We start from the raw sequence: 15,389 nt of genomic DNA, 5'->3' as shown, positions 1-15,389 counted from the left end.
CTCCGATGGCCTGGCGTGCTTCCGCGCCGTCGCAAGGGCCGACTGCCGGCACCAGCCGACGGTCGTGGCCGGGCGCAAACCCCAGGATCTTCCCGAATTCCAATGGATCAACACCGTGCTCGGCAACCTCAAGACCAGCCTCAGCGGGAGCTACCATGCATTTGCGTTCGCCAAGTACGCGGCCCGTTACCTCGCGGCATTCGCCTACCGCTTCAACCGACGCTTTGATCTGGCGACGTTGCCGGCGCGACTGCTGGTCGCCGCCGTGCACTGCCGGCCCGTGCCCGAGCGGATTCTGCGACTAGCTGACTCTCGTTGCTAATCAGGACCCTTGATGTTCGCCGCAAGCGATGTAGGAGCCCAGCCCCCTGGGCGATCGGACCTATCCAACGCCCCAATCGCCGAGAGGGCTCGGCTCCTACAGGTTCGGAGCCACGGTAAGTCGACGGTCATCCCGGCCGCAGCCTCCTTCCACCCCGTCATCCCGGCCGTAGCGAAGCGAAGAGCCGGGATCTCCAGCAGTGGGGCTGCCCCTATGCGATCGGCATAAACGAGTCGACCCCGTTTCCCTTCCCGGCCCGCCCATCGCATTGCCATGCGGCCGGTCGATATGCTCTACTTTCGCCATTCGTTCACCCCGTGAACGCACAGTAAGAAGCGACCCCCCAGGGCGGACCCGCAAGAAATCCGGGTGCACCGTCCCGGCGGTAGCGTGCCCAAACGCCGCCCACCGGATCGATAACCTATTGATTGAAGAAGACCTTCATCTGGAAGTGCTCCGCCTGTTGGAGCGCGAACCGGACATGAGCCAGCGCCAGCTCGCGCGGGCGCTGGGCCTGTCAGTGGGCAAGACGCACTACGCGCTCAGGGCCGTGCTCGACCGCGGCTGGGTCAAGGCGCAGAACTTCCGCCGCTCGGATAACCGCTCGGCCTACCTGTACAAGCTCACGCCAAGCGGCCTGCAGGAAAAGGCCCGCCTGGCGTACGGCCTGCTGCAGCGAAAACGCGCCGAGCACGAAGCCCTGATGACCGAAATCGAACAACTCCGCGCCGAGCTCCAGAGCACCGAACCAGCGGACGAACCACCAACCCCGTAGGGGTCCAGCCCTCTGGGCGATGGGGCCTGACCAACGCGCCAATCGCCGAGAGGGCTCGGCTTCTACATGTTTAGGGCCGCCAGGCGGCGTAGGAGCCCAGCCCCCTGGGCGATCAGGGCCTAACCAACGTCCCAATCGCCGAGAGGCTCGGCTCCTACAGGTTCGGAGCCACCGCAGGTAAATGGTCGTCCCGGCCGTTGCGCGCCCCCACCGTTATCCCGGCCGCAGCGAAGCGAAGAGCCGGGATCTCCAGCGGTAACAAGCGCCCAGGCGCACGAGTTCATGGATAATCGCTCCGCAGTTTCCGGGATGACCGAGGTGGGGTGATTTACGGGGTGTGGGGGTGTATTTTTCCCGGCATGCTGATCTGGACGGGAACGGGTAGCCTGCCCGGCGGGTGTATTCCAGCAAGACAGATCCGCTCCTTTCGGACGCCTCAGAAACCGCCATGATCATCAATCACGACTTCCGGATTGTTTTTCTTCACATACCGAAATGCGCCGGTACAGCGGTCCGACGAGCGTTGGAGTCGTTGAATCAGTGGCAGGACGCCGGCCCGCCCTGGCGCCGGTCGCATTCGGATCTGGGTATGCTGGATTATGCTCATCTCCCGCTTGCCGTGCTGCGGGCTCACTTTCCGGAGGCCTTTGAGTCGGTCTTGGACTACCGGTCTTTCGCGCTGGTGCGTGATCCGTATGGTCGTTTCGCTTCTTCGGTGTCCGAGCGGATTCGGTGGGGCGAGGGCGCTCTTTTGGCGAAACTCAGCCGCGCCGAGTTGAGAAAGTCGCTGGAGGAAAGCATTGACTACCTGTCGCGGCAGCCTTCATCTGCGGGTTGTCTACCACTGGGCTATATCCACTTCCAGCGGCAATGTGACTACATCGTGCTGGATGGCGAGGCGCTGGTGGGTGCGGTGTATCCAGTGGAACGGATTGCGCAGCTCAGGGAGGAGATGAACGCATACATTGGCTCTGCGGGGTCGAAGGTGGCGGAGTGTACCGCCTCCCAGCAACACGCGAATGCGGCACTGATGTATCGCAACGAGGCACTCAGGCGGGCCCATCGCGTTGTGGGACCTTTAATGGGTCGGCTGAGGCGGGTGCTTCCGGCCTCAGCCAGCAAGCGCATGGATCGCTGGGTGTATGTGCATCGCGACCAGTGCGTACGCAGTCTGTTCAATTCGGAGTATGTGCGGGACTTCGTCTCTAGCTACTACGCCGATGATCTCGAGCTGTATGCCCGAGTGGCGCGAATGTAAGGGGCAAGCGGGTTCAATGAAGGTCTCGATCGCCCTGGCCTCCTTTAACGGTGAGCGCTACATAAAGGAGCAGCTACAGAGCTTTCTGGATCAGACGCGCCTGCCGGACGAGGTCGTCATCTCGGATGATGCCTCCACGGATGGAACCATGGAGATTGTCCGGCGATTCCAGGACTCGGCGCCGTTTGAAGTGAAGGTGATCCAGGGTCGGGGACGCCAGGGGTTTGTCGCGAATTTCAATCGGGCCCTCGCCGCGACTACGGGTGATCTCGTGTTCCTGAGCGACCAGGATGACGTCTGGTTCTCGAACAAGCTGGAGGCGATGGAGGCCACCGCTAAAACCGAGAAGGACGCCTGGCTGTTGATGTGCGATGCGGCGTTGGTGGATCACAATCTCGAGGGAACCGGCCTGACGAGGATCGTACAAATCGCCAACGCCGGTCTTCCGTTGGAAGATCATGCGATGGGGTGTTGCTGTGCAATTCGTCGCGAGTTCCTCGATCTGGCGATGCCCATACCTGCCAATTTTAAATCTCATGATGTCTGGTTTGTGAGAATCGCGGATGGCCTTGGCCGGAAGCACGTGTCACGCGCCGTCCTGCAGTATTACAGGCGGCATGGGAACAACGTCTCTGATGGACCAACCAGCGCGCTAATGCCCTTGACTCGAATGGGATTCCAGAGGATGTCTTTTATGCAGCGCTGGTCAAGTCGAGCCGCGTGGCTCGCCAAGGCACGGCTCCAGTTGCGTTACTTGCAGATGCTGCGGGAGGGCGTCGCTCGGGCTCTCCGCAAGGATTCGGCTATTGCCGTGCTAGAGCTCGAGGAACTGGAAGGCCGCTGGGAACGGGTCGGCCGCAGGCTCGAGGACCGCGTGCGACTACGGTGTATCCCACGCCGATACAGGATTCCCGGCGTCATTTCGATCTGGTGCTCTGGCGGCTATAAGTCGTTCAACGGGTGGAAGAGTGCGGCGAGCGATCTGCTATTGAGGTAAGTGGCTGGAGCACAGTCGCGAACACCCACTCAGGGGAGTCGCGCGGCGTCCTTGTCGTGCTGTGGGGGTTTTCGAAGCATGTAGCAGATCCGCAGGTCGCCGATGTAGCGCTGGGCGACGTTGAGGCCCAATGCATTGGCGGTTTCCTCGAACCAGTCGGGGTAGAAACGGATGCAGTCCACCGGGTGGCGGTGGTAGGGGAAGCCTGGCGGGTGGGTATGCAGTATGAGGTGCCCGCCTGGATTCAGCTGGGCCGACAGGTCGGTGACGTGCTTGTATGGGTCGATCAGGTGCTCGAGCATGGCCTGCGAGATGATGAGATCGAAGGTGCCCATCGCAGGCGGGACGTCGTTGTAGTTCCAGTGATAGTCCATATCCGGGTGGATGCCCGCGGTTATGATGTCGCCCTCCTGCGTGTCGGTCAGGTGGGCGTAATGCGCCTTGTCTTGATTGTATTCGCCGGGTAGCAGAGTACGGCGGATGGGCGTTTTTATGCCCTGAACGGCATGGACGATCGTTCCGCGGATCGTCCCGCTTTCTTTGGTAAGGCCCCGCATGTGCAGGTTGGAGCAGGACTTGTCGTGGCGGAAGGCACCATGCGCGCGGGTCGCCTCCGGGATGTCCCATTTTTCGAACACCGCGTTTTGTATCTGTGACCGGTTGCAAAGCCGGAGGGTGAGGCGCAGCGAGGCCTTTGCCATCAGGCTTCGAGTGCGGGTGAATAGCGGTCGAATCATGTCGGTTCAGGGGCTTGGGATGGGTGCCAGTGTGGTCCGTCAGGGCGAAGCTGAACCGCTCGTGGTTGCCCATACACTCGTTGGTTTGGGGCGCGCCGCTCGAGTGGACCGTTGAAGCGATTGATGGTACCGCGTTTCCGCCATGCCGGGTGGGCAATGGCCGTTGGTTTCTAACAGGCGCGCGGTTGGAACCAGTGGATCCGCTCGAGACTCGGCCTCTCCCGTGCGCGTCGACCATGGGGCTGCCCTTGGCCTAGCCGCATCGAGGTGTACCATAGCCATGGATCGTCTCCGGCCGGCCATTGTCGTGGGGGCGTCCACGTGTCCGCGACGCGTTGAACCCCCAAGCGCTCTCGGCACATTCGGTGCGGTTCGGTACAGCCAACGAGTTCAGGGTTAACTCGACTGTGGCGGTGGAGTGGCCATGCCTGACGGAATGCGTTCTCGCCACCGGCGCGGGCTTGGAGCGTCGTGGACCATCACGCCACTGGCATTGACGCCCAGTCCTCTTCATGATGAGCTTGCCGCACATCGTTCACGGAATGAACGGTGTATGCCCCGCCCCGGTGTTGAGTGGCAAAGAAGGGATACGTACGACCCGTTCGGCACCCCTTGCCAGACTGTGTCTCCAAAGCCCCAACAAAGTTCCCAGGTGAGGATCCAGGGTCTGCTGCTGCAGGAGTCCGGCCTCCGCAGCAGTCAGCCACGATTTCTTTTCCGACGTAGTAGAGCACGCATGACCTTTCGCAACCCTCCAAGAGCCTCGGCTCGCGCCCCAAGCCCATGATTGCCAATCTGAGAAAGATTCACGATCTCCTCTCTCGTCAGGAAAGACGTCGCGGTTACGTCCTGCTGGCGATGGTGACGGTGATGGCCCTGCTGGAGGTGGTCGGCGTCGCCTCGATCATGCCGTTCATGAGCGCCCTGGCCGACCCGGAAGTGGTGGAGACCAACGCCCATCTCAACGCCGTCTACACCATCCTGGGCTTCGAAGAGCCGCGCACCTTCCTCTTCTTCCTCGGCTGGGTGGTCTTCGGCGCGCTGGTCCTCTCGATCAGCTTCAAGGCTCTGACCACTTATGCATTAGTTCGCTACTCCAAGATGCGTGAATACACGATTGGAAAGCGGCTGGTGGCTGGTTACCTGCGCCAGCCCTACGACTGGTTCCTTAACCGGCATAGTGCTGACCTGGGCAAGTCGATCCTCTCCGAGGTGGGGCAGGTCATTAATCAAGCGATTGTCCCGGTGTTGCAGCTCATCGCCCACGGCGCCGTGGTGGTGGCATTGGTGGTTCTGCTCATCGCCGTGGACCCGTGGCTGGCACTGGCGGCCCTGGCCGGCCTCGGCGGCGCCTACGCCCTCATCTACCTTGGCCTGCGCGGCTACCTCGACCGCATCGGCAAGGATCGGGTGGTGGCCAACCGCGAGCGGTTCGAGGCGGTGCAGGAGGCGTTCGGCGGCATCAAGGACGTCAAGGTCGCTGCCCTGGAGGGCGCGATGGTCCACCGCTTCGACGACCCAGCCCGGCGCTTCGCCCACCGCCAGGCAGGGTCCGAACTTGCCTCGCAACTGCCGCGGTTTGCCCTGGAGATCATCGCCTTCGGCGGCATCCTCGCCGTGGTGCTCTACCTTATGGCGGCACGCGGCAGCTTCCAGCAGGCTATGCCGATCATCGCCCTCTACGCCTTCGCCGGCTACCGGCTGATGCCGGCGTTGCAGCAGGTCTACGCCAACCTGTCGAAGCTGCGCTTCGCTGGCGCCGCCCTTGATACCCTGCACGGCGACCTGATGAGCCTCGGGCCGGACAGCCAGGGCAGCCTCAGCCGCCAGCGCCCGGCACCGCTGGGCGTGAGCAACGCCATCGAGCTCGACCACCTGCACTACACGTACCCCGGCGCCGAGCGCCCAGCGCTGCGCGACCTCACCCTCACCATCCCGGCGCGCACCACCGTCGGGCTGGTGGGGGCCACCGGCAGCGGCAAGACCACCACAGTGGACATCATCCTCGGCCTGCTCGGCCCCGGAGCCGGTGAGCTGAAGGTGGACGGCACACCCATCACCGCCGAGAACGTACGCGCCTGGCAGCGAACCATCGGCTACGTGCCGCAGCACATCTACCTGGCCGACGATACCGTCGCCGCCAACATCGCCTTCGGTCTGCTGCCGGAGCAGATCGACCAGGAGGCGGTGGAGCGCGCCGCCCGCATCGCCAACCTGCACGAGTTCGTGATGAGTGACATGCCCAAGCGCTACGCCACCCGCGTCGGCGAACGCGGCGTGCGCCTCTCCGGCGGCCAGCGCCAACGCATCGGCATTGCTCGCGCCCTCTACCACGACCCGGACTTGTTGGTCCTGGACGAGGCCACCAGTGCCTTGGATAACCTCACCGAGGAGGCGGTGATGGAGGCTGTTCACAATCTTGGCCATCGGAAGACCATCGTCCTCATCGCCCACCGTCTCACTACTGTGCAGCGTTGCGACACTATCTACCTGTTAGATAAGGGCGAACTGAAGGGGCAGGGGACCTTCGACGAACTCATCAAGACCAATAAGCCTTTTCGGGCCTTGGCGCGAGCATGAGCAAACATCGAGATCTAACTCAGGAGTCGACAGCTATCCATCCACTGGCGGCTCGAGAGTCTCACCATCGGTGGAAAAAGCCGCTAGCTGCCCCGCACTGCCCGCAGCGAACCGATCCGCCATAAGTCCAAAGACAAGAGGATGATTCTGTGAATGTCGCGCTAATTCCCTTGCGAGGTGGGTCAAAAACCATTCCGAGGAAAAATATTAAGTACCTCGCAGGCAAGCCCTTGTGCGCCTGGGTAATCGAGGCAGCGAGATCCGCCGCATCGATCCATGCCGTCTACGTATCTACGGATAGCCCGGAGATCGCCGACGTCGTCGATAGTTTGGATTCAGGCGTTGAAGTACTTTGCCGGCCCTCTGCGTTGGCAACCGATGAGGCTAGCACGGAATCGGTCATGCTGGACACCATGGAAAGAGTCTCGTTCGATACTTTAGTCACTATACAGGCGACGTCGCCCCTTTTGCGGTCGAACGATATTGATAGTGCACTGACGTTGTTTGATCGTAAAAGATACGATTCTATGCTTACAGCTGTAAGGACAAAACGCTTTTACTGGAATGATGACGGTACTCCACTGAATTACGACCCGCTCGCCCGACCAAGACGCCAAGACTTCAATGGCACATTGATGGAAAATGGAGCGTTTTACCTGACACGGAGAAGCATCTTGGAGCAAACCCGCTGTCGCTTGGGTGGGCGGATCGGGATATACGAGATGGCAGAAGAGACTGGCTTGGAAATCGACGAACCCGAGGATTGGGCACGCGCGGAACAGTTACTCATTGAAACGCACGGGAATGGGAATCAGGCATGAGGGTAGAAAAGACCATCAAGAATCACATGGTCTTTTGCGGCGACACTATTTTTGACGCGTTGCGGAAGATCAATGAAAACAATTCACGGATCGTCTTCGTTGTTGAAGAAAATGGTGTCTTAGCAGGGTCCCTAAGTGACGGCGATGTGCGGCGATGGATTACGAACACTGCGGGTTTCGATCTAAACGAACCTGTCGATTCGGTAATGAATAGATCTTTCGTCGCTGCCTCGATCGACGATGGTCCGTTGCAGATCACTGCCAAATTCGATCAAAGGGCGAAGAGGGACGTTATACCCCTCGTCGATGATAGTGGTCGTTTCGTGGCTCTTGCACGAAGGGAAGCAGAAGGCTTCGAACTGGGCGGTCGCGTGGTCAGTGACGATAGTCCAACGATGATTATTGCGGAGATTGGAAACAATCATAACGGGGACATCGAACTAGGCCGAAAGTTGGTTGATCTGGCGGTAGAGGCAGGAGCGGACTGTGTAAAGTTTCAGATGCGTGATCTTTCTACTCTCTATTCAAATGAGGGTAAAAATGGGGATGTGGGATACGATCTAGGGTCTCAGTATACGCTCGACCTTCTGAATCGTTTCCAGCTAGATAACGATGAGCTCTGTGAGCTTTTCGAATATTGCACGAAACAGGGGGTTTTGCCTCTTTGCACTCCTTGGGACCTTGCAAGCCTTGAAGTGCTAGAGCGTTATGGTATGGAAGGATACAAAGTCGCTTCGGCCGACCTTACCAACAACGAGCTTTTGGAGGCTCTCGTCGCCACGGGAAAGCCGCTTATTTGTTCGACTGGAATGAGCAACGAAAGTGAGATCAATGGCGCAGTTTCGCTGCTGCGTAGGCTCGGTGGACAATTCGCCCTTCTTCATTGCAACTCAACCTACCCAACTCCGTACAAGGACGTTAATTTAAGGTACTTGCCCCGGTTGAGAGAGTTAAGTGGGGGGCTGGTCGGATACTCCGGTCATGAGCGGGGAATTACGGTGCCAGTTGCTGCGGTGGCGCTTGGTGCGCGCATTATTGAGAAGCATTTCTCGATCGACCGGGGAATGGAGGGGAATGATCATAAGGTGAGTCTTTTGCCGGAAGAGTTCGCCGAGATGGTCCGTGAGATCCGCATCGTAGAAAAATGTATGGGTGGGTCCGGAAAACGTGAGATCACGCAAGGGGAGCTGATCAACCGAGAAAATTTAGCCAAGAGCCTAGTGATTAACCAAGATCTAGCGCGCGGGGAGGTTATCCAGCGCACCATGATAGACGTCAAGAGTCCTGGGCAGGGTTTGCAGCCGAATCGACTGGAAGAATTGGTTGGTAAGACCGCTGAGCGAGATTTTGTTGCAGGAGACTTTTTCTTCGAGACGGACATTCATCCCGCGGTAGCAAGGAGATCGCACTACCGTTTTAAGCGGCCTTACGGCATTCCGGTGCGTTATCACGACTTTTATGAGCTCACACGAGATACTGCGGTCGATTTCGTGGAGTTCCACCTGAGCTATCACGATATGGAGGCGGAATTAGAAAGCTTGATACGGGAGCCTCAAAATATCGGATTTGCGGTTCACAGCCCCGAGTTATTCTCCGGGGACCACATCATGGATTTGGCGAGTGAAGAGGAAGCCCATCGTAAGCGCTCCATTGAAGAACTGGAGCGGGTTGTTCGCATCGCCGTTAGACTCAAGCATTTTTTCCCGCGGACCGAGAGGCCGGCGCTCGTGGTTAACGCTGGTGGGTGGAATCCTCTTGGGTTCGTGCCAAAAGACCAACGGGGGGCCATGTATGAACGCGTCGAAGCGGCATTGGCGGAGCTAGACCTCTCGTCAGTAGAACTCGCGCTCCAGACTATGCCTCCTTTCCCGTGGCACTTTGGCGGCCAGAGCCACCATAACCTTTTTGTGGACCCCGATGAGATTGATCAGTTCTGTCGACGTACTGGGTATCGGGTTTGTCTGGACGTATCTCACTCGATGATGGCGTGTAATTATTATAATTGGAATTTTGAAGAATTTCTCGACAAGGTTCTCCCGCACACCGTACATTTGCATGTTGTGGATGCGAAGGGCGTCGATGGAGAGGGAGTACAGATGGGAGAAGGGGATGTTAATTTTTACGCGTTGAAGGAGAAGTTAGAGGATCTTGCGCCGAACGTACAGTTTATTCCCGAGGTATGGCAGGGGCATAAGAATCGAGGTGAAGGGTTCTGGGCCGCGCTTGACTTTCTTGAGAAGGTCGGTATCTAGGGGCGGAATATGGTTAAGGTCCTTCACGTTGCGTCGTTCATTGGTAATGTTGGAGATAATGCGAGCCACGCTGGATTCTACAGAGTTTTGGGGGAACTCCTTGATGCCTACTCGGTCGATCAGGTTGAGATTAGGCAGTTCTACAGAAATTATCGCCATGGGCAGCGGCGTGAATTTGATGAGGATTTCATCGCGACAGCGAATACCTATGATCTTGTGGTGTACGGCGGCGGAGGATTTCTGGACTATTGGGTGCCGAATAGCTTAACCGGGACAACTCTCGATATTGATCCAAGTCTTGTCGACAAGATTCGGGTACCGACACTGGTTACAAGTATGGGATGTTTTCCGCACAAGAACGTTCCGATGGGTAATGTCAGGAAAGTATCCCGGTTTTTAGACGCCTTGATTTGTAATTCAAAGATTGCTGTGGCCCTTCGGAATGACGGCTCTTTGGAATCCGTAAAGAGGCATATCGGGGAGCATTATGCGGATGAGCTACATGAGGTGTTAGATAGTGGTTTTTTTTATAGACCGGTGGGGCATCGCGGGTTGCACCTCGAGAAAGATTACGTCGCGATTAATGTAACAGCGGACCAAATCCGGCTACGTAGCTCATTTGGCGATCGAGTCGATTGCCGACAGTACTACGAGGAACTGGCATCTGTCGTCACTCACATCATCTACAATCTTGGGTTGGATATCGTTTTGGTGCCACATATTTACGCCGATCTTTCAGCGATTACGGAGCTGTTTACGCGGATTGATGATTTTCTTATTCGCAGCCACATCTCAGTGGCGCCTTGTGTTCAAGGGGAGATCGGTGCCGAACAAATCTTCTCGGTGTACGAGCGCAGCCGAGCGGTGATCGGGAGTCGTTTGCATGCGAATGTTTGCAGCATGGCAATGGGGAAAAAAGTGATCGGGCTGGCAGCGCTGGACAGGGTTCTTTGTCTCCATCGCTCTGTTAAAAGCAGTTCTGCGTTTCCGTTACGGCCTGGATTTTCTGCGGACGTGAACAAGGCGATAAGCCGAGAGCAGGATCCTGTGGTTTCAAGAGAGATCGCGCGGAAGAAGAAACAGACGGTTCATTTCTATGAATCCATATTGGGACGGTTGTGATGAATGTTCTGGTGCAGACACTAGCCGATATTGGCGCTATCGATAGAGAGAGCCTTGAGTTATTTCATCCGCGTGTTCGTGATCGCGATGACATACAAGTGCTTCGGGATCCAGTTTCCGAAGTCATCTTGCTGTCCAGGTCGGATCATGTGTCTGAGTCATACTACGAAGAAAGGCGCGAACATGAGGCATATGCTGTTAGGGGAGAACGCGTATGGACGCCAAGGCTCGATGATAACGTGCGACGGGCCCAAGAGTTTGGCGGATATATTCGGAACAAGTGCTGGTTGGACTTTGGCTGCGGTTTGGGCGGTATGTTGGATGAGATTGGTGGTCAGGCATCGTCGGCGATCGGGCTCGAGCCGAGTCGCGAACGGGCGGCGATCGTGAGGGATAAAGGGCATCGGGTTGTTCAGGATGTTCGGGAGATCGAGCCAGGGTCGTTAGATGTAGTAACGATGTTTCACGTGTTGGAGCATCTTACAGACCCTTTTCGCGCGCTACGCGACCTCAAAAGTGTGCTAAAGCCAGGAGGCGTGCTGCTGGTCGAGGTGCCTCATGCTCGCGATGCGCTGATTACGCTTTTCGACTGCGAAGCGTTCAAGTCGTTTACGTTTTGGAGTGAGCACCTAGTGCTTCATACGCGTATGAGTTTGAGATTGATGTTGCGTACGGCCGGGTTTGAGGATCTCGAGGTATCTGCGTTTCAACGTTATCCCCTGTCAAATCACTTGCATTGGCTTGCGAGATCTGAGCCGGCTGGGCATGACGTTTGGCGCTTCCTTTCTAATAGGGAATTGGAAACCGCGTACGGAGGTTCTCTCGCTGCGATTGATAGGACTGATACTTTGATTGCGCTTTGTCGTCCGACGGCTTCGTGGGCTTAGGTGATTTCGATGGCTAAGTGTTGCGCATCTTGGGTTGATAAGCGATGGCGTATAGTTAAATACCTCGGACGGCGTATTTTGTATCCTATTCGTTTGCGGCGTTTCTCGCGAAGAATGAGAGAGATGGTAGAAGGTAAGAGTGTAGCAGTCGTGGGTAGTGCGCCGGGTGTGTTTTCGAATCGAAATGGATACTGGATTGACCAGCATGATGTCGTTATCCGGGTTAATTTGTTAGATAATATCGGTAGGGAAGAGTTTCTCGGGGCAAGGACGGACGTCAGGTTTGTTGGTTGTACGTTGGTTGATAAGCATGTTGAATACGTTAGGCGGGTTGGTTTTAAGGGGGTGGTAATCACTACCAGAAAGAACAAAGAGTTTCTAAGTAGCGTGGGTAAGGAAGGGATTTTGTTTCCGGAGGAGTTCCCCCGGTGGACGTTTAAGCGAGTAATGGACAAGTGTGGTTCCGGAAAGTTGCCTGTTATTCCGGAGAAACCGCCGAAGTCGGGGATTGTGTGTTTGGGGGCGTTGGTAGCATTCGGGATGCCGCGTTCAATTACGGTGTTTGGATTCTCGCGAGATGAGGTGTCGGCTTGGTCTGCGATCCATTATTCCGATTCGGATGGTCAGCGTGTGTATAATCGTGATTACATTTTGAGTAAGCATTGCGATCCGGTATACGAAGTAGCGCTTCTTGAGCTAATGGAGAGGGACGGGGTTGTCAAGATCGTTTAAGAAAGAGTGTGTGTTGAGAAACTTTTGGGCATGAAGATGTTTGTCACTGGCGGTGCAGGCTTCATCGGCTCGGCCCTGATTCGCCAACTGATTACGGACACCGATGCGACTGTCATCAATGTCGATGCCCTGACCTACGCCGGCAACCTCGATTCGCTTGGCAGCGCTCGCGATGAGCCGCGCCATCGCTTCGAGCACGTCGACATCGCCGATGCGGCCGCGCTGGAGCGCGTCTTTAGTGAGCACCAACCCGATGCCGTAATGCACCTGGCGGCCGAGTCGCATGTTGATCGTTCGATTCAGGGGCCCGCAGCCTTTGTTGAGACGAATATCACCGGCACGCATCACCTGCTGGAAGCCGCACGCCGCTACTGGTCGGGCCTTCCGGAAGAAAGCAAGAGCCGTTTCCGGTTCCATCACGTTTCGACCGATGAGGTCTATGGCGATCTGGGGCCGGATGATCCGCCCTTCACTGAAGAGACGGCCTACGCACCGAGTTCCCCCTACTCGGCCAGCAAGGCGGCCAGTGATCATCTCGTGCGCGCCTGGCACAGGACCTACGGGCTGCCGGTGGTGATCACCAATTGCTCCAACAACTATGGCCCGTACCAGTTCCCCGAAAAGCTCATCCCGCTGGTGTTGCTCAACGCCCTGGACGGCCAACCGCTGCCTGTTTATGGCCGAGGCGACAATGTCCGTGACTGGCTCTACGTGGAAGACCATGCCCGAGCTCTGCGCCGCGTGCTTGAGAATGGCGCGAATGGCCGCACTTACAACATCGGCGGGCGCTGCGAACGAACCAATCTGGAGGTGGTCGAGACCGTCTGCGCCATCCTGGATGAACTGGTCCCGGATCCACAGGGCTCATACGCGCGACTGATCAGCTTCGTGTCCGATCGCCCCGGCCATGATCGTCGCTACGCCATCGACAACACCCGGATCGCCACCGAACTCGGTTGGGAGCCGCAAGAAACCTTCGAATCGGGCATGCGCAAGACGGTCCAGTGGTATCTGGACAACCCGGAATGGGTGGAGCGGGTCCGCTCCGGAGCCTACCGCGACTGGATCAAGACGAACTACGACCAGCGGGGGGGCGCCTGATGCGGATCCTGCTGCTGGGCAGCACGGGGCAGGTCGGCTGGGAGTTGCAGCGTGCCCTGGCTCCGTTGGGAGAGGTCACGGCCCTGAATCGCCACGGTGGCGAGGGCCTGTGTGGCGACCTGGGCCAGCCGGAGGCACTGGCCGCGACCGTCCGTCGACGGGCGCCCGATGTCATCGTCAACGCCGCCGCTTACACGGCGGTGGACCAGGCCGAGTCCGACCCCGAGCGTGCCGAGGCCATCAATGCCACGGCGCCGGCGATCCTCGCGGCCGAAGCGCGCGCCCTTGGCGCCTGGTTGGTCCACTACTCGACCGATTACGTCTTCGATGGCACTGGTCAACGCCCCTGGACGGAGGCCGACTCCGCCGCGCCCATCAATGTATACGGGCGTACCAAGTGGGAGGGGGAGGAGGCCATCCGGCAGAGTGGTTGTCGGCACCTCATCTTCCGTACCAGTTGGGTCTATGCCGCCCGGGGGCGTAATTTCATTCGGACCATGCTGCGCCTGGCCAGCGAGCGCGACGCCCTGCGGGTCATCGACGACCAGTTCGGGGGGCCCACCGGCGCGGAGTTGATCGCTGATATTTCGGCCGTCGCGCTGATGCGGTGCATCAATGAAGGCAAGGAGGGTGGTCTGTACCACTTGGCCGCTGCGGGCGAAACGACCTGGTACGCCTATGCACGGCGCGTGATCGCCACGGCCCGGGAGGCCGGCTGGCCGGTCCGCGTCGCGGACGAGGCCATCGAGCCCGTCACGACGGAGGCTTTCCCGACGCCGGCGCGGCGGCCGCACAATTCCCGCCTCGATACGACCCGGCTGCAAGGGACTTTCGGACTCCGGATGCCCGACTGGCGGGTCGGGGTGGACCGGGCGCTGGACGAGATACTCCGGTGTGAGAGCCTTGGGAGGACGAGTTGATGCAACGCAAGGGGATCATCCTGGCGGGCGGCAGCGGTACACGTCTCTATCCGGTCACCCACGCCGTCTCCAAACAGCTGCTCCCGGTCTTCGACAAGCCGATGGTCTATTACCCGCTCTGCACGCTGATGATGGCGGGAATTCGCGAGATCCTGCTCATCTCCACGCCGGACGATCTGCCGCTGTTCCGCAAGCTCCTGGGTGACGGGAGCCAGTGGGGCATCACGCTGGAGTACGCCGTACAGGAAGAGCCCAACGGGCTGGCGGAGGCCTTCATCATCGGTGAGTCGTTTCTTGCGGGCCACCCCAGCGCCCTGATCCTGGGCGACAATATCTTCCATGGCCACGACCTGGGCGGTCTGGTGCAGTCGGCGGCGGCGCGGGACTCGGGGGCCACGGTGTTCGCCTATCCGGTCACCGACCCGGAGCGCTATGGGGTGGTGGGATTTGACCCCGACGGCCGAGCTACCAGTCTGGAAGAGAAGCCGGAGCAGCCCCGCTCTCGCTACGCCGTGACCGGGCTCTATTTCTACGATGCTCAGGTGGCCGATATCGCGCGTGAGGTGCGCCCTTCGGCCCGTGGCGAGCTGGAGATCACCGATGTGAACCGCGCCTACCTGGGGCGGGGGGAGCTCAAGGTTGAAGTTATGGGCCGTGGCATGGCGTGGCTCGACACCGGCACTCACGAGTCGCTGATCGAGGCGGCAACCTTCATCCAGACCATCGAGAAGCGCCAGGGGCTGAAGGTCGCCTCGCCGGAGGAGACGGCCTACCGGATGGGCTTTGTGGACGCGGAGCAGTTGCAGCGGCTCGCCGAACCCCTGGCGAAGACGCAGTACGGGCAATACCTGCAGGGCCTTCTGGAGGAGAGGATTTTCTGATGGG

General features: G+C 58.7%; 14 protein-coding genes. 13 read left to right on the top strand and 1 reads right to left on the bottom strand.

Features of this window, described 5'->3' with window-relative positions; all coding sequences use genetic code 11:
- The 4 genes from F572_RS0107755 to F572_RS0107740 form a co-directional block, all read left to right on the top strand.
- The coding region (locus tag F572_RS0107755) for a transposase (protein ID WP_017942197.1) at window positions 1-322 on the top strand (322 nt) is incomplete at its 5' end.
- A gap of 424 nt (window positions 323-746) precedes the next feature.
- Entirely contained in the window at window positions 747-1,097 is a 351-nt protein-coding gene (locus F572_RS0107750; RefSeq protein ID WP_017942196.1) for a MarR family EPS-associated transcriptional regulator, read from the top strand.
- Window positions 1,098-1,545: 448 nt separating this feature from the next.
- A complete protein-coding gene (locus F572_RS0107745) occupies window positions 1,546-2,355 on the top strand; it encodes a sulfotransferase family 2 domain-containing protein (protein ID WP_038034198.1) in 810 nt (269 codons plus the stop codon).
- 16 nt (window positions 2,356-2,371) lie between these two features.
- Window positions 2,372-3,352, top strand: a complete 981-nt coding sequence (locus F572_RS0107740; protein ID WP_017942194.1) for a glycosyltransferase family 2 protein — start codon at window positions 2,372-2,374, stop codon at window positions 3,350-3,352.
- A 29-nt stretch (window positions 3,353-3,381) separates the two neighbouring features.
- Here the strand turns inward: F572_RS0107740 and F572_RS0107735 are convergent, their stop codons facing one another.
- Window positions 3,382-4,053: a bifunctional 2-polyprenyl-6-hydroxyphenol methylase/3-demethylubiquinol 3-O-methyltransferase UbiG gene (locus F572_RS0107735; RefSeq protein ID WP_017942193.1), complete on the bottom strand. Its 672-nt coding sequence runs from the start codon at window positions 4,051-4,053 to the stop codon at window positions 3,382-3,384.
- Between the two features lie 819 nt (window positions 4,054-4,872).
- Between F572_RS0107735 and F572_RS0107730 the strand changes: the two genes are divergently transcribed.
- The 9 genes from F572_RS0107730 to rfbA all read left to right on the top strand — a co-directional run bounded on the left by F572_RS0107730 (window position 4,873) and on the right by rfbA (window position 15,385).
- The gene (locus F572_RS0107730) at window positions 4,873-6,669 is read left to right on the top strand and encodes an ATP-binding cassette domain-containing protein (RefSeq protein ID WP_026143052.1); all 1,797 of its coding nucleotides are present in this window, start codon (window positions 4,873-4,875) and stop codon (window positions 6,667-6,669) included.
- 149 nt (window positions 6,670-6,818) lie between these two features.
- Window positions 6,819-7,490 carry a cytidylyltransferase domain-containing protein gene (locus tag F572_RS15270; RefSeq protein ID WP_081602032.1) on the top strand — a complete coding sequence of 224 codons (672 nt, stop codon included), beginning with the start codon at window positions 6,819-6,821 and terminating at the stop codon, window positions 7,488-7,490.
- The gene (locus tag F572_RS0107725; protein ID WP_026143051.1) at window positions 7,487-9,742 is read left to right on the top strand and encodes an N-acetylneuraminate synthase family protein; all 2,256 of its coding nucleotides are present in this window, start codon (window positions 7,487-7,489) and stop codon (window positions 9,740-9,742) included. The genes F572_RS15270 and F572_RS0107725 overlap by 4 nt, the downstream gene beginning before the upstream one ends.
- 9 nt (window positions 9,743-9,751) lie before the next feature.
- Window positions 9,752-10,864 carry a polysaccharide pyruvyl transferase family protein gene (locus F572_RS15265; RefSeq protein WP_081602031.1) on the top strand — a complete coding sequence of 371 codons (1,113 nt, stop codon included), beginning with the start codon at window positions 9,752-9,754 and terminating at the stop codon, window positions 10,862-10,864.
- Window positions 10,864-11,751: a class I SAM-dependent methyltransferase gene (locus tag F572_RS15260; protein ID WP_081602030.1), complete on the top strand. Its 888-nt coding sequence runs from the start codon at window positions 10,864-10,866 to the stop codon at window positions 11,749-11,751. The genes F572_RS15265 and F572_RS15260 overlap by 1 nt, the downstream gene beginning before the upstream one ends.
- Window positions 11,752-11,865: 114 nt before the next feature.
- A complete protein-coding gene (locus tag F572_RS15670) occupies window positions 11,866-12,483 on the top strand; it encodes a glycosyltransferase family 29 protein (RefSeq protein WP_155983900.1) in 618 nt (205 codons plus the stop codon).
- 30 nt (window positions 12,484-12,513) lie between these two features.
- Window positions 12,514-13,584, top strand: a complete 1,071-nt coding sequence (gene rfbB, locus F572_RS0107720; RefSeq protein WP_017942190.1) for a dTDP-glucose 4,6-dehydratase — start codon at window positions 12,514-12,516, stop codon at window positions 13,582-13,584.
- On the top strand, window positions 13,584-14,504 hold the full coding sequence (rfbD, locus tag F572_RS0107715; RefSeq protein ID WP_017942189.1) for a dTDP-4-dehydrorhamnose reductase: 921 nt from the start codon (window positions 13,584-13,586) through the stop codon (window positions 14,502-14,504). The genes rfbB and rfbD overlap by 1 nt, the downstream gene beginning before the upstream one ends.
- Window positions 14,504-15,385, top strand: a complete 882-nt coding sequence (rfbA, locus tag F572_RS0107710; protein ID WP_017942188.1) for a glucose-1-phosphate thymidylyltransferase RfbA — start codon at window positions 14,504-14,506, stop codon at window positions 15,383-15,385. The genes rfbD and rfbA overlap by 1 nt, the downstream gene beginning before the upstream one ends.
- Window positions 15,386-15,389: the final 4 nt, after the last annotated feature.

The organism is Thioalkalivibrio sp. ALE14 (assembly GCF_000376845.1).
Classification (GTDB): domain Bacteria; phylum Pseudomonadota; class Gammaproteobacteria; order Ectothiorhodospirales; family Ectothiorhodospiraceae; genus Thioalkalivibrio.
Note: the sequence above shows the minus strand (reverse complement) of the source record. Positions and strands in the feature narration are given on the sequence as shown.